Genomic DNA, 25,279 nt, shown 5'->3' on the forward strand with positions numbered 1-25,279 from the left:
ATGTTTCTAAATTATTTGATCAAATCAGCACGACCCTGTACTTCTGTCAATACCTGCTTAGCGATAGAAGAAGATACCTGAGCATAGTGTGAGAACTGCATTGAAGAAGTTGCACGACCTGAAGTGATAGTACGCAATGCTGTTACATAACCGAATGTTTCAGCCAAAGGAACTTTCGCTTTCACTACACGTGCACCGGTACGGCTTGATTCCATACCTTCAACCTGTCCACGACGTTTGTTCAAGTCGCCGATTACATCACCCATGCTTTCTTCCGGAGTCACAACTTCCATCTGCATGATCGGTTCCATCAAAGCAGGACCTGCCTTTTCAGAAGCACTCTTGAATGCCTGGATGGCACAAATTTCGAATGACAACTGGTCAGAGTCTACCGGGTGGAAAGAACCATCGATCAAAGTAACTTTCAGTTTATCCAACGGATAACCGGCCAAGATACCGTTCTTCATTGCCTTTTCGAAACCTTTCTGAACAGACGGGATAAATTCCTTCGGAATGTTACCACCCTTCACTTCGTCGATAAACTGCAGTGTACCTTCAAAGCTTTCGTCAGCCGGTTCGATGCGAACGATGATATCGGCAAACTTACCACGACCACCAGACTGTTTCTTATAAACTTCGCGAAGTTCAACAGACTTGGTGATAGCTTCCTTGTAAGTAACCTGAGGTTTACCCTGGTTACATTCAACCTTGAATTCACGACGCAGACGGTCAACAATGATATCCAGGTGAAGCTCACCCATACCGCTGATTACTGTCTGGCCAGTTTCTTCGTTAGTCTGTACGCGGAACGTCGGGTCTTCTTCAGCCAGCTTAGCCAATCCCATGCCCAGCTTATCCAGGTCTTTCTGAGTCTTAGGCTCTACGGCGATACCGATAACCGGATCCGGGAATTCCATTGATTCCAGAGTGATCGGATGTGCTTCGTCGCAAAGAGTATCACCAGTACGGATATCCTTGAAACCAACACCTGCACCGATATCACCGCAACCGATAGCTTCCATCGGGTTCTGTTTGTTTGAGTGCATCTGGAACAGACGTGAAATACGTTCTTTCTTGTCTGAACGAGTGTTATATACATAAGAACCAGCCTGCAAAGAACCTGAATACACACGGAAGAAACACAAGCGGCCTACATACGGGTCGGTTGCGATCTTAAATGCCAACGCAGTCAACGGTTCTTCAAACAACGGTTTGCGAACAATCACTTTTTCCGGATCACGCGGATCTGTACCTTCGATAGCATCTGTATCGGCAGGACTCGGCAAATAAGCACAGACAGCGTTCAACAGTGTCTGAACACCTTTGTTCTTGAAAGAAGAACCACAGATCATCGGATTGATCTGCATAGCGATAGTTCCTTTGCGGATAGCTACACGGATCTCATCTTCTGTAATAGTAGAAGGATCGTCGAAATATTTCTCCATCAAAGCATCGTCGCATTCAGCCAAAACTTCGAGCATCTTGTCTCTCCATTCTTCAGCTTCATCCTTCAGGTTTGCCGGAATTTCTTCAACAGAATATTCAGCACCCATTGTTTCATCGTGCCAGAAAATAGCCTTCATCGTAACCAGGTCGACTACGCCTTTGAAAGTTTCTTCTGCACCGATAGGTATCTGAATCGGACAAGGATTAGCACCTAAAACATCCTTTACCTGACGAACTACTTCGAAGAAGTTTGCGCCGGAACGGTCCATTTTATTTACATAACCAATTCTGGGTACGTTATATTTATCAGCTTGACGCCATACTGTTTCAGACTGCGGTTCAACACCACCTACAGCACAGAAAGCAGCAACAGCACCATCCAGGATACGCAATGAACGTTCTACTTCGACAGTAAAGTCAACGTGTCCCGGAGTGTCAATCAAGTTAATCTTATATTTATCATTAGCGTAGTTCCAGAAAGTCGTAGTTGCAGCAGAGGTAATTGTGATACCGCGTTCCTGCTCCTGTTCCATCCAGTCCATTGTTGCAGCACCGTCGTGAACTTCACCAATCTTGTGAGTCAGACCTGTGTAGAAAAGGATACGCTCTGAAGTCGTAGTCTTTCCTGCATCGATGTGCGCCATGATACCGATGTTTCTGGTATACTTTAATTGTTCGTCAGCTTTTGTTGCCATCTTTTTTATTATCTCCTAAATAATTGATAAATTAAAATCTGAAGTGAGCGAATGCACGGTTAGCTTCAGCCATACGGTGCATATCTTCTTTTCTTTTGAATGCGCCACCCTGGTTGTTGTAAGCATCTACAATCTCTGCAGACAGCTTGTCAGCCATAGTCTTACCACCTCTCTTGCGTGAGAAGATGATCAGGTTCTTCATTGAAATTGATTCTTTACGATCGGGGCGGATTTCAGTAGGTACCTGGAAAGTAGCACCACCAACACGGCGGGATTTCACTTCGACTTGAGGAGTAATATTGTCGAGTGCAGCTTTCCAAATTTCGAGAGCGGACTTTTCTTCGTTAGGCAATTTGGCCTTAACTGTTTCCAAAGCGGAATAGAAAATTTCGAAGGCAGTATTTTTCTTGCCGTCATACATCAAATGGTTAACGAATCTCGTAACCTTAACATCACCGAAAACAGGATCCGGAAGGATCTGTCTTTTCTTTGGTTTTGCTTTTCTCATTTTGTTTTCAAAAATTTCGTTCTTGTTTCTTGGTTGCCTTTTATGCGTCTTCAACGGTTCCGCTGAACCATTTACTCAACCTATAGCCTATCCAAATAACTCAAACCAGCTTTAATACTTAAATTTAAATTCTCAGTTTGAAGGGATGTAACTAATTACTTCTTCTTTCCTTTAGCTGCTGCAGCTGCCTGTCCCGGTTTCGGGCGTTTAGCGCCGTATTTGGAACGTCTCTGAGTACGTCCGTTTACGCCTGCAGTATCCAAGGTTCCACGTACAATGTGATAACGTACACCAGGAAGGTCTTTCACACGACCACCACGTACCAGTACGATTGAGTGTTCCTGCAAGTTGTGTCCTTCTCCCGGAATGTAAGAGTTTACTTCTTTTCCATTTGTCAAACGTACTCTCGCTACTTTACGCATTGCAGAGTTAGGTTTCTTCGGAGTTGTAGTGTAAACACGAACGCAAACGCCACGTCTCTGCGGACATGAATCCAATGCGGGTGATTTACCCTTTTCCACCAAAGTTTCCCTTCCTTTTCTAACTAATTGCTGAATTGTAGGCATTTCTTTTCTTTTTTAAACTTTGAATGTGTTATTATTATAATTATCTATTTCTTTATTTTGAGCTGCAAAGGTACGCATTCTTTTCGGACTATCAATCATTTAAGTCCACTTTATTATACACTTCGCGCTAAAAACGGTGCAAAGTTACGCATTTGTTCCCGTATCACAAGACCAACCTTTTATCCATTTACAGATAATTAACAATTATTTCATCAAGAAGGAGACATTCGTTAAGTTTCCGCTCCTTTAGCGTTTGCGATTCGATGCCCATCGAAGTTGCAGCCGATGCCCATCGAAGTTGCAGCCGATGCCCATCGAATCGCAAACGGACTGCAGTCCGTATAATGAGCCCTATATCAATAATTACTTGAAGCGTTTTTCCAGCTCATCATCCGTCAATAGCGAGATGATCGTCTTGCCGTCGGGAGTCAAGTTAGAATCCGGGCAGGAGAAAAGAGTAGCGATCAGGTTATCCATTTCTTCGGCGGAAAGGACTTTGCCGGGGCGGATAGCTGCGGCTTTTGCCAGGGAAAGTGCCAGCGATTCACAAATTTCCTCATGTACCTCACAGCCTGTTTCGATGGCGCGGCTGACCATGTCGCGCACCAAGGCTACCGTATCCAGATTCTCGATACCGGCAGGCATACCGTTGATGGCATAACTGTTGTTTCCCAGATGGGTCAACTCAAAACCGATGAAGTGCATATCATCCAGCAAAGACGGCAAGACAGCCGCTTCGGCAGTCGTAAACTCCACTACTTCCGGGAAAAGCATCTGTTGGGAGGCGCCTTTCTGCTGCCGTATATTCGTGATATATTGGTCGAAGAGGATACGGACATGGGCACGATGCTGATCGATCAGAGCCAGACCGGACTTCAACGATGTGACGATATATTTCCCTTTATACTGATAGCAGGGATTAGACACATCATTAAACAGACCTGTAGAAGAGTCCGCCGCAGCCGCTTCACCGACATCGGCCACAGGTTCTGAGAGATCTGGCAGCAAGGCATCTGTCAAATCCGGATCCTGGCTGACAGCAGAACGGTCTTCCTCAAAATCCTGATAGAGCTTGGACCAGTCGAACTCCGGTTTCTTATAGGAAGAGGATTCAAATGGATTATAGCCGGCATCCACCTGTACACGGGGAGCTTTATAAGAGGCAGTCTCCTTGACAGGATTGTAGACCGGTATGTCGATAGCGCCCTCCACATCGAAGTCGATTGTTGGGATAGCGCTCGATTTGGCCAGCGCTTCGCGGGTTGCCGCCATCAGGATTTGCCAGATCGGTTGTTCGTTTTCAAACTTGATCTCTGTTTTGGTCGGATGTATATTCACATCTATCGTAGAGGGATCGAGCGTGAAATAGATAAAATAGTTTGGCTGTTCGCCTTGCGGGATCAATTGTTCATAGGCCTGCATCACGGCTTTGTGGAAATACGGGTGCTTCATGAAGCGTCCGTTCACAAAGAAATATTGCAAGGCTCCGCGTTTCTTGGCCGAATCGGGACGGCCGACAAAACCGGAAACCGTAACTAACGAACTTTGGGCATCCACCGAAAGCAGCTTTTGGTTCAGCGTCTTGCCATATACATTAATAATACGTTGCCTCAAGCCGGACTCCGGCAGGTTGAAAATCTCCGTATCGTTATGATAGAGCGACAGGGCGACCTGCGGATTCACCAGGGCGATCCGTTCAAATTCATTGATGATATTCCGGAACTCCGTCTCGTTCGACTTCAGGAATTTGCGACGCGCCGGGACATTAAAGAAAAGATTCTTGACAGAAAATATACTCCCCTCGTTACAAGCATCCGGCTCGATGCTTTCCAGGTTGGAACCGGAAAAGACAAGATGCGAACCCAGCTCCGTTCCCTTTAGGCGTGTACGAAGCTCAACCTGCGAAACAGCCACGATCGAAGCAAGCGCCTCGCCGCGGAAACCCATCGTATGCAAAGAGAAAAGATCGTCGGCCGATGAAATCTTGGAAGTTGCATGCCGCTCGAAAGCCATGCGGGCATCCGTTTCGGACATACCTTTCCCGTCATCGATCACCTGGACCAATGTACGGCCGGCATCCTTGATATTCACCTGAATATGTCCGGCACCGGCATCAACCGCGTTCTCCACCAGCTCCTTCACAACAGAGGCAGGACGTTGGATCACCTCGCCTGCCGCTATCTGATTGGCAATACTGTCGGGAAGTAAATGTATAATATCGCTCATTACATGAACAAATACCAGAATATGCCGACTAAAATAGCGGCAGCCAATAACAGTTTTACATTCTTATAGGTACGACTACGGGAATCATGTCCATTGTCGCGGCTCTTTTTCAAATGGGAAGTTCCTTCGACAAAACTGCCTTTGATCTCAGCTTTGTAATCGTCGATCGACAGTTCACCGTCCATCCCAATCTCTCGCTTCACCTTGCGGATACGATCTTCCATCGCCTCTTTATGAGGATCCCAATAGATCGGTTTGTGCTCGAATTGGCGAGGTTTCCGTACATTATAAAATGAGAATAACGCCATAGTCTTTTATTGTTTATAAATACTGTGCTAATGTACAAATTTATTGCTTCTCTTGGGTGACTCTGCCGCTTTTCTTTTCACCACCTGGTAAATATCATACTTATCCTTCGGACGCAGATAGTCGAACCAGTAGAAATCTTTCAACGTCTTTTGATCTGGTTTCAAGTCTGGAATAGGAGTTAAAGTCCCTGTAACCCCGGTATAAATACCCAATCTGTCCAATTTATTATTTTTCACCCAGATCGAAAGTGAAGCTCCTTTTGCATTATTCATTCCGACTTTTGAACCATCATTCTCCAAAGGATAATAATTTAATTCGGCATTGCCGTTTACATCAATACGCCGTAATTCCTGATTTTCAAAATAGGCTTTCAGGTCGTTCCCTTTCAGCTGGTTATAATAAGTCGAGTCGACATGCTGGGCGGCGAAAGCGAACTGGATCACATGGGCGTACTCGATCGTACTGTCATTCATATAAATGGCAATCGTATCGCCGTACAACTGATACTGTTCGTTCCAAATGACCGGTTCCGTGTACATATATAATACAGAGTCACGCGTATTAAACTGCATGGAGTCACAAACTCCCTGCATATCGGTCCGGTAGAAGCGGACACCGTAATAGGCTTTGATCTCCCGGTAAGCCGAGTCGACCGTCATCATCTGTAAGGTATCGGCATGCAGGAAAAGCGTATCACCTTGCGAATATTCAAGGAAACGGGCACTGTCGGTCGCAAATGCATAGCCGGTCTGTTCGTTATAATAGCCGTAATTGCCTTCCAGGGTCACATGTTGCGCCGTATCGATCAGGAGCATATTACCGTAAACTTCCCCCATACCCGAATCCCGGTTATAGAAGATGGAGTCACCAATCAGTATCTTTTCACCCGACTCCACCTGCGAGCGGTCAAGCAAAAGAGAGGTATTGTTTTGCGTATCATACCAACCGCGCGAAGTATGGATCGTACCGCTGTCCGAAACAATGACAGACGGCCCCAGGATAGTTGCAATCTTCGATTCCGTATCGTAATTCAAGGTATCGGAGTACAACGTAAAATCGGGGTTCTCGAGTTGCACACTGTCATTAAAGACAGCCAGTTTTGTATCCGGAGAATATTGCCCGTAGAAAGAGGTAAGCTGATTGAGGGAATCGACAATCATCCCTCCCTCGAAATAATAACCGATATTTGGAATACGCTCATAGTTGAGACTGTCCGTAAAAAGCGTCACCTCTCCGTTCTCCATCCGGACATTCTCGCGCAGGTAGGCAATTTGCGTATTACCGTCATAAAACAGGTAATCGCCATAGACGAACAAGGTGTCTCCCTGCTCCATCCTAACATTACTGAATGCTTCGAGCGAATTGGCCTGCTCAAAAAAGTAAGCGCTGTCGCAATACATATACGAACTGTCGTGCCGGAAACAGACATCCCCGTTCAGGATTTGCGCATCGGGCATGATATCCTTGTCAAACGACAGCGTATTCGTATGTTCCAAATAAATTTTTGTCTTCTTTACCGGAACGGTATCAGTAACAAGCAAGCTATCTGCAACCTGCAAGCTATCGCCGGCCAACAAACTGTCCGGCGGAGCGACTGTTATATTTTGTGCAGAGACGACAGTGGTATCCTGGGTCTGTGCAAAAGCGCAGACCGTACAGAGAAAAAACAGAGATGTGAAAACAAATTTCTTTACCGTCTTCATTCTTTAACCCAGCCAGGGAACTTGAAGTCACAATTACGCCAGCCTTCACTGATGCGTACATATGTACTTTTCTGCTTCTTAACAATCCAGTTATTCAACAATTCTTCACGCTTCCGAGCTTCGACGATTGCCTTCAAAGCCTGATAGTCGTCCGAGATATTTGCCTTATGCTGTTCTACTCTGGATTTCAGTTTTACAATGGCAACCACGTCTTTCTGCTTGTCGTTAATCATCGTAAAAGGTTTGGAGATTTCGCCAACCTGCATGGTATAAACCATCTTACCAATTTCCTGGGGTAGTTCGGACATCTCAAACTTCGGCGTTCCGTGATTGTTGCTTTCAAAATGCGAGTTCACCATCAAACCTTTGTTGTTTCTTGTATCCTTATCGGCAGAGATAAAGGTGGCAGCTTCTTCAAATGTAAATTTCTTAGCCGTCAAGTCCGTGTAGAGCGAATCCATACGAGTCAAACATTCGTTCAATTCCTTATCCGACACTTTCGGCTTCAACAGGATATGGCGGCAGTTGATACGGTCGCCACGCTTTTCGATCAACTGGATAATGTGAAAACCATATTCAGTCTGTACAATCTGGGAAATCTTCTTCGGATCGTTCAAATTGAAAGCGACATTGGCAAACTCCGGCAACAAGTCCATCTTACTCATAAAGCCCAACTCGCCACCACGAACAGACGATCCCGGATCTTCGGAATACAAACGCGCCAATGTCGAAAATTCATATTTTCCACTATTGATATCTTCCGTGTACTGGCGCAAACGAGCCTTGATCGCATCCGTTTCTTCAAACGGAATCTTCGGTTCCATTGTGATAACCTGCACTTCCACTGTTGTCGGGATATTAGGCAGACTATCCTTGGACAGCTGGTTGTAGTATTTGCGGACTTCGGAAGGGGTCAGCTTGATCTCACCGATCAGCTGGCGCTGCATCTGCTGCACCGTTTGCTGCTCCATAAGCTGTTCCTTTTTTTCTTCCTTTATTTCGGAAATCCTTTTATTGAAATACTCCTCCAGCTTTTCTCTTGAACCACTCTGGTTGATCGCATAGTTTACCCAACGGTCCGCTTCCTGGATCACCTGGCTTTCACTTACTTCCACACTATCGATCTTTGCCTGGTTCAGATACAATTTCTGGATGGCCATCTGTTCCGGAATCACACAATAGGGGTCTCCATCCAGACGCTGCCCCTCGTTCTGTAAGTACAAACGCTGGCTTTCCACATCCGAACGCAGAATTGCATCATCTCCTACCACCCACACTATCTCATCAATCACATTATCCTGTGCATAAACAACACAGGATAAGCAGGCAAGAATGAATACTGTTAAAATCTTTTTCATCATGTACTATTTATAAATAAGTTACCAATCAGGGTTCCGTGTAAAACTGAACATCACCTCGCCTGACTGCATCATTATATAATTCTTCTTCAAATTTCCTCAAAAACTCCACCTTACGCAAATTAGTCAGCATCTCCACAATCTGCGGGCTGGCGTAATCGTAAGGAGCCACACTGCCTACGGGCAAATACTCTTTGATATTCAACAAATAGCAATACGTACTATCGGTCGCTTCCACAAATTTATTCGCCTTCAGGAAGTCGTTTGCGTTCGACACCCGGACAGGAATATTATCCATCACCTGGTCGAAGTCCACCCATTTGTCGTAAAAGTAGTCATAAATACTGGCATTCTGCACACTATACTTCTCAATTTTTTCTAAAGAAGCCTCAGATGTCGATCTATACCATCCTTTTACATCAGAAAGCCCGGGGGCATCCACTGGGATTTTCAGGAACAAGCCTTTCACCAAAGCCTTGTCCAATACAAACTTTTTCTGGTTCTCTTCGTAATAGCTCAACTTGTCGCTTTCCTGGAACTCGGATGAAAGCCTTTCCCTTACCAGTTGTTCCTGATAGCGGTAGCGGATCAGCGAATGGCGGTATTCCTCCACCAGCTTGTCCACTTCTTCTTTATCTTTTCCTTCCAAGTTACGTTGTGCCACCTCATAAACCAAAGCGTCTTTCACCCATTTCTTTTCCAGACTTTCGCCAAGCAACAAGCTGTCAGCCGACGAGAGTCCGCGCGGGATCTGCTTTTTGACCTCCGAATGCTCGAGAACCCGGTCCTTCACTCTTACCAGTACATCTGCATCATCGGAAGACTGCGTCTTCTTGCAAGAACACAGCAAAGATACGAATGCTATAAAAATGAAGCAATATCTCATATAACTTTCTCTTTATTATTTCTTTATCTTTTTATCGATCTTCTTCAGCAACTTCTTGTTTACCGTCACCGGATATTTCTGGTTCAAACGCTCGATCCATGCGGCTTCTGCCTGAGCCTGCTCGTTCATCGGCTTGTTCCAGACTTCCTTATTGCTAATATCAAACAACAGGATGCCATCCCGGTATTCCTGCATCAACAGGTTAAATTCAGGATGCTTTGTCGTCAGGTTTTTACGCTCTGCTGTCGTTACGATATCACGGATGAAAAGATCGTACACTTCCTGCATAAAATCTCCGGCATAGGATTTTGTGGAGAACGGGCAACGCTGGATGTAATAAGCGAACTCGCTCTGCGGGAAATCCGTACCGTTAAGATGGAACAATGTCTTGTTCATATCCTTCGCCTTCTCATAGAAAGCCGGATCGGACGGGAAATAGTCATTGCAAAGCGCCTGCAATTCCGCATAGGCTTCGGGATAGAATTTATATCCGTACTCTTTCTTCATCCGTTCATCAAAGGCACCGTAATATTCAAAGTTGCGTTCGCCCTGTGCCATCTGGCGTGACCAACCTTTTTTCTTTTCATCGAAAGTAGGCATTCCTTTCTTCTCGATCAACTTAATGATATGATAGCCGAAACGCGTTTTCACCGGACGGGACAATTCCCCCGGCGTATTCAATGCAAAAGCAGCCGCTTCGAACGGTTCTACCATCTCGCCGACACCGAAAGCGGGCAGTTCGCCACCCCTTTTGGCAGAGCCGGTATCCGATGAATATTCTTTTGCCAACTCGGCAAAGTCGGCTCCTTCTTTTGCTTTCCGGTAAACTTCTTCCGCACGCGCCAACACCTCTGCTTCATCCTGCTTCACCGAGTCCGCCGGAAACGGAATCAGGATATGCGCCACACGTACCAGACCGGGATTCGGCTTACGGCTGTGTATCTTTATCAGATGGAAACCCATCGTCGTACGCACCGGCTTGGATATAGCCCCTACCGGCATAGAATAGGCGACATTCTCAAAGGCTTTGACCGTCTGCATCGGCAGCAGGCAATGGACATACTCATAACCGACGTTTTCTTTGTCGGCTTCTTTCAGTTCCTCACCTACAGCGGCAAAGTCCTCCCCTTTCTGAATGCGCTCGTAAGCCTGCATCGCTTTCTGATAAACGGCAACCGTATCTTTCGACAAGGTACGCGCCGGCAAGCGGAATAAGATGTGACTTAATTCGAGCACCTCGCCATAGCGATCGTACACGGCATGCACTACTGCCTCTTCACCTTCTTTATCCGACAAATAACTCGAAGTCAACTGAGCGCGATAGCCGTCCAATTCATCTTTGAACGCCTTTGTCTTGTCCAGGCCCTGTTCTTCCGCTTCCGCCACTTTCAGCTTGAAGTTCTTAAACAACTCCACATAGGCATTCACGGACTTCTGGTCTGACAAATTAACTTCGCTATTCTTTTGTGCAATAAAAATAAATTCATCCAACGGGATCTGCTTTCCGGCAACCGTCATCACAACTGAATCGGCCGGGATCTGGGCATGTCCTGTCATACAAGCGAATACCAAAGATAATACAAGTAACTTCTTCATTAATCCTCCTTTTATCATATCACGATATACATTACAAAAATAACACTAATCTAACGGAGAGCAGGCAAGAAAAGTATGCTATCCAATTAAATTAGTGTTTTTTATAATACAGGTCATATGACTTTCTTATTCTCCACGGCTGTAATTCGGCGCTTCCTGCGTAATCGCCACATCATGCGGATGGCTTTCCAGCACACCGGCATTCGTGATACGGGTAAACCGGGCCGAATGCAGTTCGTCGATATTGTGTGCTCCGCAATATCCCATCCCGGCACGCAGACCGCCTACCATCTGGTAGATCACCTCATACAGCGAACCTTTGTACGGCACACGCGCGGCAATACCTTCGGGAACCAGCTTCTTCACATCGTCTTCCACATCCTGGAAATAGCGGTCTTTCGAACCTTTCTGCATGGCTTCCAGCGAACCCATGCCACGATAAGACTTGAACTTACGCCCGTTGAAGATGATCGTCTCACCCGGCGACTCTTCCACACCGGCCAACAACGAGCCCATCATGACCGACGAGCCGCCGGCGGCAATCGCTTTCACGATATCACCGGAATAGCGCAAGCCTCCGTCTGCAATCAGCGGGACTCCCGTACCCTTCAACGCCTTTGCCACCTCATAGATGGCTGACAGCTGGGGCACACCGACTCCGGCAATCACGCGGGTCGTACAGATAGAACCCGGACCGATCCCGACTTTTACAGCATCCGCCCCGGCTTCCACCAGATACCGGGCCGCATCGCCTGTCGCTATGTTTCCCACAACACAGTCGATTTGCGGATATTGGGCTTTGATCTGCTTCAACACGTCGACAACCCCTTTGGAGTGCCCGTGGGCCGTATCGATCACCAGCGCATCCGCACCGGCTTCCACCAAAGCGGCAACCCGTTCAAACGTGTTGAACGTAACGCCGACACCGGCAGCTACACGCAAACGGCCTTTTGAGTCCTTACAAGCGGTCGGTTTGTCTTTTGCCCTCGTTATGTCTTTATAGGTAATCAGGCCGACCAGTTTATTATGGTGGTCCACTACCGGCAATTTCTCGATCTTGTGCTGCTGCAGGATGCTGGCTGCCGCTTCCAGGTCTGTCGACTGGTCCGCCACAATCAGTTTTTCCCTTGTCATCACCTCGTCGATCGAACGGTTCATGTCTCTTTCGAACCGCAGGTCACGGTTCGTCACGATCCCGACCAGGCAACCGGCTTCATCCACCACAGGAATCCCTCCGATCTTATACTCCTTCATCATCCCTAAGGCATCCCCAACGGTCTTGCCTCTTGTGATGGTAACGGGATCATAGATCATGCCGTTCTCGGCCCGTTTCACACTCTGAACCTGCTTTGCCTGTTCGGCAATCGTCATATTCTTATGAATAACACCGATACCGCCTTCGCGGGCAATGGCAATCGCCATCTTCGCTTCGGTAACCGTATCCATCGCAGCCGAAACCATCGGGATATTCAAAGAGATGTTACGGGAAAACTTCGTAGTCAGATCGACATTACGGGGAAGTACTTCCGAATAGGCCGGAATCAACAATACATCGTCGAATGTCAACCCGTCCATCACTACTCTGTCTGCTATAAATGACATAAACTTATACTTTAAATAATTATTAATCAGTTCGCCATTTCAGACAGGAACTTGATACGGACCAAACGAATTTCTTCTTCGGTATAATCGCCTCCCAATTCTTCAATAGCATCTTCCAGATCATCCGTTTCCGAATCCTTGAAGTATTCGTAAATATCTTCGATATGATCTTCATCCATCACGTCGTTCAGGAAATAGTCGATATTGATACGGGTTCCGGAATAAACGATCGCTTCGATTTCGTCCAGCAGTTCGTTAAACTCCAGTCCGTTCGTCATCGCGATCTCGTCCAACGCCACCTTGCGGTCGATGCGCTGAATGATTGAAACTTTCAGTTTGGACTTATTGGCAACCGTACGCACACGAAGGTCTTCAGGACGTTCGATCTCATTTTCTTCCACATGTTTCTTGATCAACTCGACAAACTCCTTGCCATATCTCTTTGCCTTACCGGCACCCACTCCCGGGATGTTCTGCAACTCATCCAATGTCACCGGATAAGTCGTTGCCATCGCTTCCAAAGACGGGTCCTGGAAAATTACGAAAGGAGGAACCTCCAGGCGTTTCGACAGCTTCTTACGCAAATCCTTCATCATCGAATAAAGGATCGGGTCGACGGCACAGGTAGCCCCGCCGCGTACCGGAACTTCTTCTTCCTCTTCGTCAAATTCGTTGTCTTCCGTAATCTTGAAAGAGACCGGCTTTTTTATAAACTCTTTTCCTTTTTCCGTAATCTTCAGCAGTCCGTAGTTTTCAATGTCTTTAGCCAGATACCCGGCGATCAGTGCCTGACGGATAACGGCATTCCATGTTTTCTCTTCTTCATCCGAACCGGAGCCGAAAACTTCCAGTTCGTTGTGTTTGTAAGATTGAATTTCGGAGGTTTCGTTGCCAACCAACATGTTGACGATATATTCTGCCTTAAACTTTTCCTTTAACGTACCAATAACTTCCAGTACGGCGCTTAATAATTCTTTTGCTTCCACTTTCTTTTTGGGGTTCAAACAATTATCACAATTTCCACAATTATCTTCCAGGTACTCTTCACCGAAGTAGTGCAACAATACTTTCCGGCGGCATACGGAAGTTTCGGCGTAAGCGGCAGTTTCCAGCAATAATTGCTTTCCGATTTCCTGCTCCGCAACCGGCTTCCCCTGCATGAACTTTTCTAATTTCTGCAAGTCTTTGTATGCATAAAAAGCAATGCACTGCCCCTCGCCGCCATCACGGCCGGCACGTCCGGTTTCCTGGTAATATCCTTCGAGGCTTTTCGGTATATCGTAATGAATGACATAGCGTACATCCGGTTTATCGATTCCCATACCGAAAGCAATAGTCGCCACAATCACATCCGCTTTTTCCATCAGGAATGCATCCTGGTTGGACGAACGCTGCTGCGAATCCATACCGGCATGATAAGGCAACGCCTTAATGCCGTTTGCTTTCAGGATATCGGCAAACTCTTCCACCTTCTTACGGCTCAGACAATAAATAATACCTGATTTTCCCTCGTTGGACTTAATATATTTAATGATCTCACGGTCGATATTCGCCGTTTTCGGACGAATCTCATAATACAGATTAGAACGGTTGAAGGACGATTTGAAAACTGAAGCATCGATCATTCCCAGGTTTTTCTGGATATCGTGCTGCACTTTCGGCGTTGCCGTAGCAGTCAGGGCTATTAACGGACGTTTGCCGATCTCGTTTATGATCGGGCGGATACGACGGTATTCCGGCCGGAAGTCATGTCCCCACTCTGAAATACAATGCGCTTCGTCCACGGCATAAAACGAAATATTGACCTGACGCAAAAATTCGACATTCTCTTCCTTTGTCAGAGACTCCGGGGCCACATAAAGCAACTTGGTACGGCCGCTTCTGATATCATCTTTCACCTGGTCTATGGCCGACTTGTTCAGAGAAGAGTTGATGAAATGAGCCACCCCGTCTTCCTCACTGAAGTTCCGCATGGCATCCACCTGGTTTTTCATCAGGGCTATCAAGGGAGAAATCACAATGGCCGTCCCCTGCATCATCAGAGAAGGCAATTGGTAACACAAAGACTTTCCTCCTCCGGTCGGCATCAACACAAAGGTATCGTTTCCTGCCAGCACATTTTCGATGATCGCTCTCTGATTACCTTTAAAGGTACCAAAACCAAAATGTTTTTTGAGCGCCTCTGTCAAATTATCCTTCTTTGCCATACTAATTAATATTTTAAAAACCGCCGATCAGACCACCTGCAGACGGTTTACGTCCGACTTTTCAAACTTATCCTTCGCATACTCCAACGTAACATGGAGTGTCTTCTTTTTTGCAGACGGCATACTGTACATGGCATCCATCATCACAGCCTCTACAATGGAACGCAGACCACGTGCTCCCAACTTAAATTCGAGTGCCTTATCGACAATGAATTCGAACACGTCCTCATCAAACGTCAGCTTTATATCATCCATATCGAACAATTTGATGTATTGTTTGATAATGGAGTTCTTCGGCTCCGTCAGGATATTTCGGAGCGTACTTCTATCCAACGGATTCAAATACGTCAGAATGGGCAGACGTCCGATGATCTCAGGAATCAGACCAAACGACTTCAAATCGGTAGGCGTAATATATTTCAGCAGATTGTTACGGTCAACCTGTGCTGTGTTTTCGTTTGCGGCGTATCCAACTACACGAGTATTCAAACGCTGGGCGATTTTCTTCTCTATTCCGTCGAAAGCGCCACCACATACAAACAGGATATTTTTGGTATCCACAGCAATCATCTTCTGTTCCGGATGCTTACGGCCACCCTGGGGAGGCACGTTCACGATGGAACCTTCCAGCAATTTCAGCAATCCCTGCTGTACGCCTTCACCACTGACATCACGTGTAATGGAAGGATTATCGCTCTTGCGAGCGATCTTGTCTATTTCGTCGATAAATACGATACCGCGTTGCGCCGCATCCACATCATAATCGGCTGCCTGCAACAAACGGGTCAAAATACTTTCTATATCCTCCCCTACATAACCGGCTTCCGTCAACACCGTTGCATCGACAATAGCAAACGGGACATGAAGCAATTTGGCGATCGTACGGGCCAATAACGTTTTACCGGTACCCGTAGCACCCACCATAATAATATTCGATTTCTCGATCTCGACATCATCCGATGTCACTTTCTGGATCAAACGCTTATAGTGGTTATAAACGGCAACCGACAGGTAACGTTTGGCATCGTCTTGCCCTATTACATATTGATCCAGGAAAGCCTTAATATCTTCCGGTTTCGGCAACTCTCCCTGGCTTAATCCGAAAGAGCTCTTTTTACCGGGCATTTGTTCTTTTACTATTTCGTACGCCTGCTGTGCACATTCATCACAGATAGCACCGGAAATTCCGTTAATCAGCATATTAACATCCCGGCTACTGCGCCCGCAAAACGTACAGTTATCGCCTGTTTTGGCCATTCCGTATTTGTTTTTTTAAAGGGCAAGCTAACCTTGCCCCTGCATTAATATTATTTGTTACGTACCAGAACCTTGTCCACCATACCGTAAGCCAACGCTTCTTCCGCTGTCATCCAGTAGTCACGGTCACTGTCGTGTTCTACCTTTTCATACGGCTGACCGGAATGGGTCGATATGATCGTGTACAGTTCTTTCTTTACTTTCAGGATTTCACGCGCTGTAATCTCGATATCCGAGGCCTGTCCCTGAGCACCACCTAACGGTTGGTGAATCATCACGCGGGAATGGGGCAATGCCATACGTTTGCCTTTTGTCCCGGCCACCAGCAATACGGCTGCGAATGAAGCTGCCATACCCGTACAGATTGTCGATACGTCACTGCTGATAAACTGCATGGTGTCATAGATGCCATATCCGGCATAGACGGAACCGCCCGGTGAATTGATATAAATTGAGATATCCTTACCAGGATCACTGGAGTCCAGATACAACAACTGTGCCTGGATTACATTGGCCGTATAATCGTCAACTTGTGTACCTAAAAATATAATACGGTCCATCATCAACCGTGAAAAAACGTCCATCTGAGCAACGTTCAATTGGCGCTCTTCGATAATCGTCGGAGAGATGTAACTGCTGGTTATGTTCATATAACTGTCCAGCGCATTACTGCTCATCCCTAAATGCTTCGTTGCATACTTTCTGAAATCTTCCATAATCTATAGTCTTATTTGTATTACCGAAAAGTCATAAAAAAAGGGATTCCCCTCTTACTTATCGGAAAAACAAAGTTATAAATAAATTTCTGAAAGAAACAACTTATTTGCAATCCGGTAAGATATTTTTTCGAGAGAAAGCCCTTTTTAGAAGAAAAAAGCAGCCGGAGCTGCTTTTTCAGGGGATATTATTCTTCAAAAAGTTTATTGAACTCGTCGGCTGATACTTCCTTAACATCCAGCTCAACCTGTTCCTTCAACCAACCAGCCAGTTTTTCTTCGACAGCACGGTCGATGATATTCTGCAAGGTTTGTTTATTCTTCAAAATGTCCTTCGCATAGTTAGCCAGCACATCTTCAGGTACAGAAAGCATTCCGTACTGTGCGAACTGGGCTTTAGCCACACGTTTAGCGAAGTTTTCGATATCGGCATCTTCAACCTTCAGACCGTTTTCTTTCACCAGATTTTCCTTGATCAGGTGATATTTCAGGTCTTCCACGATCTGCGGATATTCTTCGTCGATCTTTTCTTTTGTATTCTTTTCGTTTGCAACCAGCAACCAACGTTTCAACAGGTCTTCGGCAAAAGCCAGTTCTCCGGCTTTCTTAACCAAAATATCACGTGTATCGGTCAGGAACTTGAAGTCGCTCTGCGGAGTGAACTGTTCAGCCAACGCTTCACGGATCTTGTTCTTAAATTCTTCTTCGCTGGTAACTACACCTTCTCCGAATACTTTGTCGAACAATTCCTGGTTCAGTTCTGCGTTTTTATGACGAGTCACTTCCTTGATTTCGAAGCTGAAGTCACCTGTGATACCGGCAACAGCCTCTTTCTCTACCTTCAGGAATGAAGCGATTTCAGCTTCTGCACCTTCATAAGCCTTGTTCGGGTTGAACACGACAACCGTATTTTTCTTTGCACCCAAGAATTTAGCCTTTTCTGCTTCATCCTTGATATACATAGGCATCAGGACTGCGTCTTCAACAACGATACCGCCTTCTTTCGGAGAACCGTTTTCCAGCTCGGCTACAGTACCTTTTATCAGGTCTTTTTCTTCTACATCGTCAACTTCGTCATAAGAGCCGAAATTAGCCTGGTAAGCTTCAACCTGCTTGCCGATCATGTCGTCGTCGATATTCACCTGATAGTAAGGAACCTTATCGTTCTTGGACAGTTCGAGTTTGATTTCCGGAGCCAAAGCAACGTCGAAACAAAATTCGAACTCTTCCTGAGTATCAAAGTTGATTTCTTTCTGTTCAGTCTCGTTAGGCAGCGGTTCGCCCAAAATGTTCAGGTTATTTTCACGGATATAGCTGTACAGGTTTTCAGAAACCAATTTGTTGATTTCTTCCACCAACACATGCTTTCCATACATCTTTTTCACCATACCCATCGGCACCATACCTTTACGGAAACCAGGCACATTTGCTTTCTGACGGAAGCTGCGAAGGCTCTTTTCGACCTTTTCAGCATAGTCAGCTTTCACTATTTCTAATTTCACAATGCCTTTTGTGGCATCAATGTTTTTAAGCGAAACGTTCATTCTGAATGATTTATTTAATTAATAGTCTTGTTCGAATTTTAGGGTGCAAAATTAGACTTATTCTTTTAATCTCGCAAATTGTTTGCTTAATTTGTTATAACCGAGATGAATTTAAGAGCAATATTATTTTTTCCCGGCTAAAATGTTGTTTATCTAAAATAAATGTATTCCTTTGTGACATGAAAGGGCAACCTGTTACGAAGTTCCGGTTTACTTCTTTCATTAAGTAACAATTTTATTTTTTTAATTTTCTATTTTATGAACATTTATGTTGGAAACCTGAACTATCGTGTTCGGGAAGATGATTTGAAACAAGTAATGGAAGAATACGGTACTGTTGATTCCGTAAAGATCATCAAAGACCGTGAAACCGGCAAATCAAAAGGTTTTGCTTTCGTTGAAATGCCCGACGATGCAGCCGCAAAGAAGGCTATCGAAGAATTAAACGAAGCTGAATACGAAGGCCGTCAGATGGTAGTAAAAGAGGCTCGTCCTAAATAATTACTTTTCCGGAAAGAAATAAAAAACTTCTGCTTATCTTTGAGCAGAAGTTTTTTTATGTCCAAACGTATGTTCTTAAAAGGTATATATGCCGGAAAACCGGCTTTCTTTCAACTGTTCGTCTTGCTCCTGCTGGTTTTGTTCGGGGCCATTTTCTCATCGCTGATCGCAATGGGAATATTCTATATGGTGTATGGTTTCCAGTCCGATATCATGCAATATCCCGACATGATGCGCCTTTTGCAATTGATATCGGCTGTCGGAACTTTCCTGTTTCCGGCCGTAGCGCTGGCCTGGACTTGCAGCAACAATCCGAAAGAATATCTGTCGATCGGCAAAATCCCCAAAGGACAAATACTGCTGCTCACACTGGTCAGTATCTTCCTGCTCTCTCCCTCCATCAGCCTGGTCGGATTGTTGAATAAACAAATGGAACTGCCGTCTTTTATGGAACCGGTAGAAAACTGGATGCGCGCGCAGGAAAAGACCGCTGAAGAATTGACACTGATGCTGCTGGCAGGCAAAGGGATCGTAACGTTATTGTTCAACTTGCTTGTCATCGCCCTTGCCGCCGGGATCACGGAAGAATTTCTTTTCAGGGGAGCTGTGCAACGGGTAATCGGAGGATGGACACGTAATCACCATATTATCATCTGGAGCGCCGCAATTCTTTTCAGCGCCTTCCATATGCAGTTCTTCGGTTTCCTGCCCCGCATGCTGTTAGGGGCTTATTTCGGCTATCTGCTCTACTGGGGACGGAATATCTGGATACCGGTATTCGCCCACTTTACCAACAACGCTTTTGCCGTAATAAGCATGTCGGATGCCAAGCTGAAAGACAACGAATTTATCACCGGCGATATCTCTGCGCAAAACCTGTTGCCTTACACCGTCATAGCTATTATCTCGTTGTTCCTGTTTTATGCCTGTGCAAAAAAGATTAAACAGTTGACGGCAGCCAAAAACTAAAAGTCTTTCTTGCGAAGCACAAAGTCTTTACCCAGGTATTTTTCGCGTACGATCTCGTTCTCGGCCAGCTGCTCGGCTGTTCCCTGAAAGAGCACTTTTCCTTCAAACAAAAGGTACGCACGGTCGCAAATACTCAGCGTCTCATACACGTTGTGGTCGGTAATCAGGATACCGATATTTTTGTGTTTCAATTTGGCAACGATGCTCTGGATATCTTGTACGGCAATCGGGTCGACTCCGGCAAACGGTTCGTCGAGCATGATAAATTTCGGGTCGATAGCCAGACAGCGGGCAATCTCGGCACGGCGCCGTTCACCTCCGGACAACTGGTCACCTAAGTTTTTCCGCACCTTGTTCAGACCAAACTCGGCAATCAGGCTTTCCAGCTTCTCCTTCTGGTATTCAGGTGTCGTTTCCGTCATTTCCAATACGGACCGGATATTATCTTCCACCGTCATTTTCCGGAAGATGGAAGCTTCCTGCGCCAGGTAGCCGATACCGTTACGGGCACGTTTATATACCGGAAACTTCGTGATCTCCATATCGTTCAGAAATATCTTTCCTTCGTTGGGCGTCACCAAGCCTACCGTCATATAGAACGTAGTCGTTTTCCCCGCCCCGTTCGGTCCGAGCAATCCCACGATCTCCCCTTGCTTCACATTAATAGAAACATGATTTACAACGGTTCGTGTCTTATATTTCTTAACGAGGTCCTCCGTGCGGAGCACCATTTGTTGTTCGTCTGCCATATCCAAAAATCTTTGCCACAAAGAAACGGAATTAATTCCTTCTATACAAATAGAGGCCCTCCCTTTTTAATCTGCTATTCCATCTCACACAGGAATTGCCCCAATATCGTTTCGTCATACAGGTACCGAGAAATTCCTGACGTTCGCTTTTGATCAGGCGCACCGGAAAGAAAGCCATTTCTTCTTTCCGGCAGTAGTGGCAGATCGTATCGCAGATATACCGGCTAACGACAAAGCCCCGGAAGTGTTACCATCTCCCGGGGCTTGTTTTTTTGTATGCTTTCGTCCTTCACAGGGTTACCGGCTACATTGAACTTTTTAAATTCAATATACTTTAGTATTATTAATATTAAACTTGACCGCTTGTTCGCCTGTCACAGGGTAATTGGTGTTGATATGGGATATATCCCGTACAAACCCGCGCGGCCTGTTTTAGAATTATTCTTATAATATCCTTAGTTATTTAACGATAGCTTTTACAGCATCTTCGCCTTCGATAGCGACAACCACTACGCCGGCAGGAGCAGCGATTACAGCGTCGCTTGAAGTAAGAACTGTGTTAGCAACTACCTGGCCTAAGATGTTAGTTACAACAACTTTCTTACCGGCAGCACCAATGATCTGAACACCACCGTTAGCAGCAATAACTTTCACTTCTGTTACGGAAGGAGCAGCTTCGTTTGATGTTGCATAATCCGGAGCTTTCAAAGTAGCAAGCATATTTTCATCAGAATCAGCTTTAACAACTAACAGGCCGTTAACACTTACGACATATTTACCTGTCATAGATTTCATCAGATAATTATCGGTACCATCTACTACTTCGAATTGGAACTTAAAGTTATCGATACCGCCCAGCAACAAGCCCTTAGCAGCATCTGCAGAATGCTTAGTTCCGTTAGCACCAGCAGCTACTGTATCAGGAGCCATAACGCCAGCCTTTTCATCAAAGTTATTTACGATCAAAGTATCTACACCATGGCGGGCAGCAGTACGGAAGTACAGGCGAGCAGCACCATCTAACGTATATAACTTGGCCAGATCATCTGATTTCTTAATAGAGTCATTGCTTGCAACCGTCAGATATAATCTTTCAGCAACAGCATCTTCAGCCTTTGTTTCTTCGCCAGCGGCTTTGATACCCTGTGAAATGAAGTAAGAAGCTTCGATATCAGCTTTGTAGTTTACAGTATCGAACCACAATGTAAAGTTGTCATTTACGAATTTGTCAGCATCAGCCTTCAAGTCGTTACCCGGTTGAGCCATCACAGCCAAATTGTTTTTACCAACAGCCAGACGGTCGTTGTTATTATAGATATTCTGGTGAGTCGGATCTGTGAACAACATTGAAGGAGCAGCCTTTTCTGTTACTGTGAACAAATCGCTCTTAGCAGCAGTCAAAGAAGAAGGATAGATTTCTGCATTCTGAGCATTTACGCTTACGATAATAGCTTTGCTCCAATCTACAGTAGCAGCACCAATACCGGTCGTATCAATCAACATGTAGCTGTCAGCTGCACCCCAAGACTTGAAGAAGAATACAGACGGTTTGTTTGCTGCGTCTTTTGTCAAGATATATTTGCTATCTTTCTGAGCAACAAACTCTCCCTTCTTTGTTACCAACTTATATGTGTAACGATACAGAGAATCCACACCCTTAACTGTTGCGCCATAAGCTGCATTGTTTACATCTTTCAGGTAGAAGAAATAATCATCTTCAGCCAAATTCATCGTAGAATCAGCCTTAGCTTGCATAAACAAATCTTTCATGAAAGGAGAAGCAGAAGCCACCTTAAATGTTTTGTTTTCCAGAACTTTCGGGTCATAGTAACCATAACCGATAGTAGCGTAGTTCTTCTTATTTACAGTGATTTTGCCTTCAACAACTGCACACTTGGCGTCTTCCAACAGAAGCGTGTCGATACCGACAACATATGTATCGGCAATAGCCTTGCCATCAGCATCTTTTACCTTGTTGAACGCGCCGGAATATTTAATAGCCGGGAACTCACGGTTCTTGATCACATACAAGCCATCGGCGGTACCAGCCTCAACTACCCACTGAGTAGAAGGCATATAAGCATAAGCATGGTCGCTATAAGACTTTTCAGTAGCATTTACAATAGCACCGGCAACTACATATTTGTCCTTGTTGTCACCTTTGTTTGCATACTTGATGAAATACACCTTGTCGGCTGCAATCTTAGCATCACCACCCAAAGTAGCAGAGCGCAACGGAGATTTGATGTTGGCATAAGAAAGGCCGGTATTTTCAGCGTCAATCATAGATGTTGAATCCACAGCTAAAACAGTCACATTATCCAATGCTCTCAAGCAAACAACAGCTTCTGTAGAACCGTTTTCGCCTAATCCTGTCTTTACATTCTCCTGTCCATCAGCGTTCCACCATGAAGCACCGTTTGTATTCGGAGAACTCAGTTTGATCGGAGTGGCTACCGGCTTGATTGACATAGAGTCTGTCACATAATCGTAAGAAACGACAAACATATGCAAACTGTCAAGACCTGCTTTGTAGTAGTTAGAAGGAGACGCTGTTCCTGCAGCACGGCGGAAGAATGCAGAGTCACCTACAGCCAACTTCATAGACTGAGTCGGATTAATATTTGCCGTATCCACATACAGGAAGCCTGTGGAATCCTTTGCTCCTACTTTCTGGAACAACAAAGTGTCAAGAGACGCTGTATTGTCATTGCGTTTGAAATACTGTCCGTCCAACGTACCGTCTGCTTTCTTTTTACCATGAATGGAAATAGCCACCCAGTCATTATCGGTCAATACGTTTGCCTGTCCTTCGGATGTTTTTGCAGGATCTTTACGACCATTCACTGCAGCAAAACTAAATTTCTTGACAACGTTGTTGAAATCTTCAGCTGTCAAGTTGAAAGAAGTTGTAATCTCATACGGCTTTACATAATCCACATTGGTAAATGTTGTGGTTGTACTACTTTCAACAACACCTGCAAAACTTGCACCTGCTTTCAAATAATAAGTAGAGTCACCGCTCATTGCATAGAAACCTGTGTCATCCAATCCCCATTCGTTAATGGCACCACCAAGTTTCATTGTTCCGGTTTTCTTTTCGTATGAAAGAATATCACCGGTTGCCCTGTTTTGCAATTGGTAAGACTTACCGATAGAAGTTGTTTTCACAGTGACCTTCCATGCCATAGAATCCAATCGTGCGAAAGTGGAATCGGTTGAAGCGACTACTGTAGAATCAAGCTTCCCGTTTTTAACGACCAAAGAGTTATCGCCACTGGCGCTTCTCAAGTAGATGAAACCATCCTTGAGCTTAGTGCCGTCTAACTCGTTATAATCGGTAGGCGTTGCACTTGCTGACAATCCACCGGCTACCAAAATGGCAGCCAAAAGAGTAGAAAATCTTTTGTTCATAATTTAATAATTTAATTAGTAATAAAACTTATGTGTTATATAATGTATATCACTTTGTGAATGTTAACGATTGTATTTTGACTACAAATACGTACGTTTAAATTCGTCATTTTTTGAGGCGTTTTTGGAGTTTGTTGCAAAAAGAGGTATTTTTGTCCTTGATAAGCTATCTAATTGATAAGAAACAACATAGAAAATGAAAAATTATTAGAGAAAAGAATTGCAGGTTTAAAAAGTATGCGTAAATTTGTGACGAATTTAAACGTACGTTTTTTTTCGTCATTTTGAATTAGCCTCCTATCTTTTTTATTTCCAGTCAGTTATAAGTCAAAAACAGGTCATTTTTACCCCTAAAAAACGGGCTTTTCCGTGTCCGCTTACAATTGTGTATATATTTCTTATTTATAACCACTTACACCACCTCCATGCAAGTAGTGCTTGAAGTGCAGTTTTGTTATTTTTGAAGGGATGCGGCAAAAAAGGGGGTAAAAAGAGCTAAAAACAGCTTACTGGTTTACCTGAAATCAGAACACATGAATGCTTATTTGAAACAACGTATCACAAAGGAGGCTATTTATGTTTGACCGAGAATTAGCTGTCCAATGTCTGGAAAATATCAAATTTAAATCTTCCGCAAATAAAAAAATACAATAACCCCCATTTCGGCCATTTTTCTATTTCATCTAAAATTTTGATCAATTTTGGATTGACTTTTTTTACGGTTTTAGCTTTTGGGGCTGACAACTGATAAAACGAGGTGCCGAACTCGTCCCGTAAAGCCTGCAATTTGATTGCCTAAAGGCTGAAAAACCGACAAAGTGATAAACCTTAACTCCCGGAGAATCGAATATTTGAAAACAAAACGGACGGCGTTCCAAATATCCCAAGGACATTCAGGTGCTTTTTTGCCCTTAAGACGGTCCTCTTTTCAATTACGACCGTCCAAATCGCCATTACGACCGTGCTAATCTTCGCGAGGTGCCGAGTGCACTACACATTAGCACGGTCGTAATGGCAAAGAGGACGG

18 protein-coding genes are annotated in these 25,279 nt (G+C 44.9%); 2 read left to right on the forward strand and 16 right to left on the reverse strand.

Annotated elements, in window-relative coordinates; translation table 11 throughout:
- Positions 1–11: 11 nt before the first annotated feature.
- The 14 genes from fusA to tig form a co-directional block, all read right to left on the reverse strand.
- The gene (gene fusA / locus DWW90_RS10030; RefSeq protein WP_122344874.1) at positions 12–2,141 is read right to left on the reverse strand and encodes an elongation factor G; all 2,130 of its coding nucleotides are present in this window, start codon (positions 2,139–2,141) and stop codon (positions 12–14) included.
- A 31-nt stretch (positions 2,142–2,172) separates the two neighbouring features.
- Complete coding sequence (rpsG, locus tag DWW90_RS10035) at positions 2,173–2,649, reverse strand: 30S ribosomal protein S7 (RefSeq protein ID WP_122276555.1); 477 nt, start codon at positions 2,647–2,649, stop codon at positions 2,173–2,175.
- A gap of 155 nt (positions 2,650–2,804) precedes the next feature.
- Positions 2,805–3,215, reverse strand: a complete 411-nt coding sequence (gene rpsL, locus DWW90_RS10040) for a 30S ribosomal protein S12 (protein WP_005634721.1) — start codon at positions 3,213–3,215, stop codon at positions 2,805–2,807.
- A 363-nt stretch (positions 3,216–3,578) separates the two neighbouring features.
- Complete coding sequence (gene mutL / locus DWW90_RS10045) at positions 3,579–5,441, reverse strand: DNA mismatch repair endonuclease MutL (RefSeq protein WP_122344875.1); 1,863 nt, start codon at positions 5,439–5,441, stop codon at positions 3,579–3,581.
- A complete protein-coding gene (locus DWW90_RS10050) occupies positions 5,441–5,749 on the reverse strand; it encodes a hypothetical protein (RefSeq protein WP_122332066.1) in 309 nt (102 codons plus the stop codon). Before DWW90_RS10050 ends, mutL begins: the two co-directional genes overlap by 1 nt.
- A gap of 27 nt (positions 5,750–5,776) precedes the next feature.
- Positions 5,777–7,453 carry an OstA-like protein gene (locus tag DWW90_RS10055; protein WP_122344876.1) on the reverse strand — a complete coding sequence of 559 codons (1,677 nt, stop codon included), beginning with the start codon at positions 7,451–7,453 and terminating at the stop codon, positions 5,777–5,779.
- Positions 7,450–8,814: a peptidylprolyl isomerase gene (locus DWW90_RS10060; protein ID WP_122344877.1), complete on the reverse strand. Its 1,365-nt coding sequence runs from the start codon at positions 8,812–8,814 to the stop codon at positions 7,450–7,452. The genes DWW90_RS10055 and DWW90_RS10060 overlap by 4 nt, the downstream gene beginning before the upstream one ends.
- Positions 8,815–8,839: 25 nt before the next feature.
- Positions 8,840–9,697: a peptidyl-prolyl cis-trans isomerase gene (locus DWW90_RS10065; RefSeq protein WP_122344878.1), complete on the reverse strand. Its 858-nt coding sequence runs from the start codon at positions 9,695–9,697 to the stop codon at positions 8,840–8,842.
- Positions 9,698–9,712: 15 nt separating this feature from the next.
- Positions 9,713–11,311 carry a peptidylprolyl isomerase gene (locus tag DWW90_RS10070; RefSeq protein ID WP_122344879.1) on the reverse strand — a complete coding sequence of 533 codons (1,599 nt, stop codon included), beginning with the start codon at positions 11,309–11,311 and terminating at the stop codon, positions 9,713–9,715.
- A 108-nt stretch (positions 11,312–11,419) separates the two neighbouring features.
- Positions 11,420–12,895 (reverse strand): IMP dehydrogenase, encoded by a 1,476-nt coding sequence (gene guaB / locus DWW90_RS10075; RefSeq protein WP_122344880.1) that lies wholly within the window; start codon positions 12,893–12,895, stop codon positions 11,420–11,422.
- A gap of 26 nt (positions 12,896–12,921) precedes the next feature.
- Positions 12,922–15,102 (reverse strand): DNA helicase RecQ, encoded by a 2,181-nt coding sequence (gene recQ / locus DWW90_RS10080; protein ID WP_115497976.1) that lies wholly within the window; start codon positions 15,100–15,102, stop codon positions 12,922–12,924.
- A gap of 27 nt (positions 15,103–15,129) precedes the next feature.
- A complete protein-coding gene (gene clpX / locus DWW90_RS10085; RefSeq protein WP_122344881.1) occupies positions 15,130–16,359 on the reverse strand; it encodes an ATP-dependent Clp protease ATP-binding subunit ClpX in 1,230 nt (409 codons plus the stop codon).
- 50 nt (positions 16,360–16,409) lie between these two features.
- Entirely contained in the window at positions 16,410–17,075 is a 666-nt protein-coding gene (gene clpP / locus DWW90_RS10090; protein WP_115497974.1) for an ATP-dependent Clp endopeptidase proteolytic subunit ClpP, read from the reverse strand.
- A 188-nt stretch (positions 17,076–17,263) separates the two neighbouring features.
- Positions 17,264–18,619: a trigger factor gene (tig, locus tag DWW90_RS10100; protein WP_122344882.1), complete on the reverse strand. Its 1,356-nt coding sequence runs from the start codon at positions 18,617–18,619 to the stop codon at positions 17,264–17,266.
- Between the two features lie 258 nt (positions 18,620–18,877).
- Between tig and DWW90_RS10105 the strand changes: the two genes are divergently transcribed.
- On the forward strand, positions 18,878–19,120 hold the full coding sequence (locus DWW90_RS10105) for an RNA-binding protein (RefSeq protein WP_115497971.1): 243 nt from the start codon (positions 18,878–18,880) through the stop codon (positions 19,118–19,120).
- Between the two features lie 69 nt (positions 19,121–19,189).
- The gene (locus DWW90_RS10110) at positions 19,190–20,089 is read left to right on the forward strand and encodes a CPBP family intramembrane glutamic endopeptidase (RefSeq protein WP_122332098.1); all 900 of its coding nucleotides are present in this window, start codon (positions 19,190–19,192) and stop codon (positions 20,087–20,089) included.
- Here DWW90_RS10110 and lptB read toward each other — a convergent pair.
- Both lptB and DWW90_RS20970 read right to left on the reverse strand, forming a co-directional pair.
- Positions 20,086–20,838: an LPS export ABC transporter ATP-binding protein gene (gene lptB, locus DWW90_RS10115; RefSeq protein WP_036658357.1), complete on the reverse strand. Its 753-nt coding sequence runs from the start codon at positions 20,836–20,838 to the stop codon at positions 20,086–20,088. The genes DWW90_RS10110 and lptB overlap by 4 nt on opposite strands.
- A gap of 459 nt (positions 20,839–21,297) precedes the next feature.
- Positions 21,298–24,252, reverse strand: coding sequence for a DUF6383 domain-containing protein (locus DWW90_RS20970; RefSeq protein WP_122344883.1), 2,955 nt, complete (start codon positions 24,250–24,252; stop codon positions 21,298–21,300).
- Positions 24,253–25,279 lie beyond the last annotated feature (1,027 nt).

It is taken from the genome of Parabacteroides sp. AF17-28, from assembly GCF_003479205.1.
GTDB classification, from domain to species: Bacteria; Bacteroidota; Bacteroidia; order Bacteroidales; family Tannerellaceae; genus Parabacteroides; species Parabacteroides acidifaciens.

Coding starts and splice junctions, on each gene's coding strand:
- DWW90_RS10110 (WP_122332098.1), top strand. CDS start 19,190: ATGTTCTTAAAAGGTATATATGCCGGAAAACCGGCTTTCTTTCAACTG.
- DWW90_RS10070 (WP_122344879.1), bottom strand. CDS start 11,311: ATGATAAAAGGAGGATTAATGAAGAAGTTACTTGTATTATCTTTGGTA.
- DWW90_RS10065 (WP_122344878.1), bottom strand. CDS start 9,697: ATGAGATATTGCTTCATTTTTATAGCATTCGTATCTTTGCTGTGTTCT.
- mutL (WP_122344875.1), bottom strand. CDS start 5,441: ATGAGCGATATTATACATTTACTTCCCGACAGTATTGCCAATCAGATA.
- rpsL (WP_005634721.1), bottom strand. CDS start 3,215: ATGCCTACAATTCAGCAATTAGTTAGAAAAGGAAGGGAAACTTTGGTG.
- guaB (WP_122344880.1), bottom strand. CDS start 12,895: ATGTCATTTATAGCAGACAGAGTAGTGATGGACGGGTTGACATTCGAC.
- clpX (WP_122344881.1), bottom strand. CDS start 16,359: ATGGCCAAAACAGGCGATAACTGTACGTTTTGCGGGCGCAGTAGCCGG.
- rpsG (WP_122276555.1), bottom strand. CDS start 2,649: ATGAGAAAAGCAAAACCAAAGAAAAGACAGATCCTTCCGGATCCTGTT.
- DWW90_RS10060 (WP_122344877.1), bottom strand. CDS start 8,814: ATGATGAAAAAGATTTTAACAGTATTCATTCTTGCCTGCTTATCCTGT.
- clpP (WP_115497974.1), bottom strand. CDS start 17,075: ATGGAAGATTTCAGAAAGTATGCAACGAAGCATTTAGGGATGAGCAGT.
- tig (WP_122344882.1), bottom strand. CDS start 18,619: ATGAACGTTTCGCTTAAAAACATTGATGCCACAAAAGGCATTGTGAAA.
- fusA (WP_122344874.1), bottom strand. CDS start 2,141: ATGGCAACAAAAGCTGACGAACAATTAAAGTATACCAGAAACATCGGT.
- DWW90_RS10105 (WP_115497971.1), top strand. CDS start 18,878: ATGAACATTTATGTTGGAAACCTGAACTATCGTGTTCGGGAAGATGAT.
- lptB (WP_036658357.1), bottom strand. CDS start 20,838: ATGGCAGACGAACAACAAATGGTGCTCCGCACGGAGGACCTCGTTAAG.
- DWW90_RS10055 (WP_122344876.1), bottom strand. CDS start 7,453: ATGAAGACGGTAAAGAAATTTGTTTTCACATCTCTGTTTTTTCTCTGT.
- DWW90_RS10050 (WP_122332066.1), bottom strand. CDS start 5,749: ATGGCGTTATTCTCATTTTATAATGTACGGAAACCTCGCCAATTCGAG.
- DWW90_RS20970 (WP_122344883.1), bottom strand. CDS start 24,252: ATGAACAAAAGATTTTCTACTCTTTTGGCTGCCATTTTGGTAGCCGGT.
- recQ (WP_115497976.1), bottom strand. CDS start 15,102: ATGGCAAAGAAGGATAATTTGACAGAGGCGCTCAAAAAACATTTTGGT.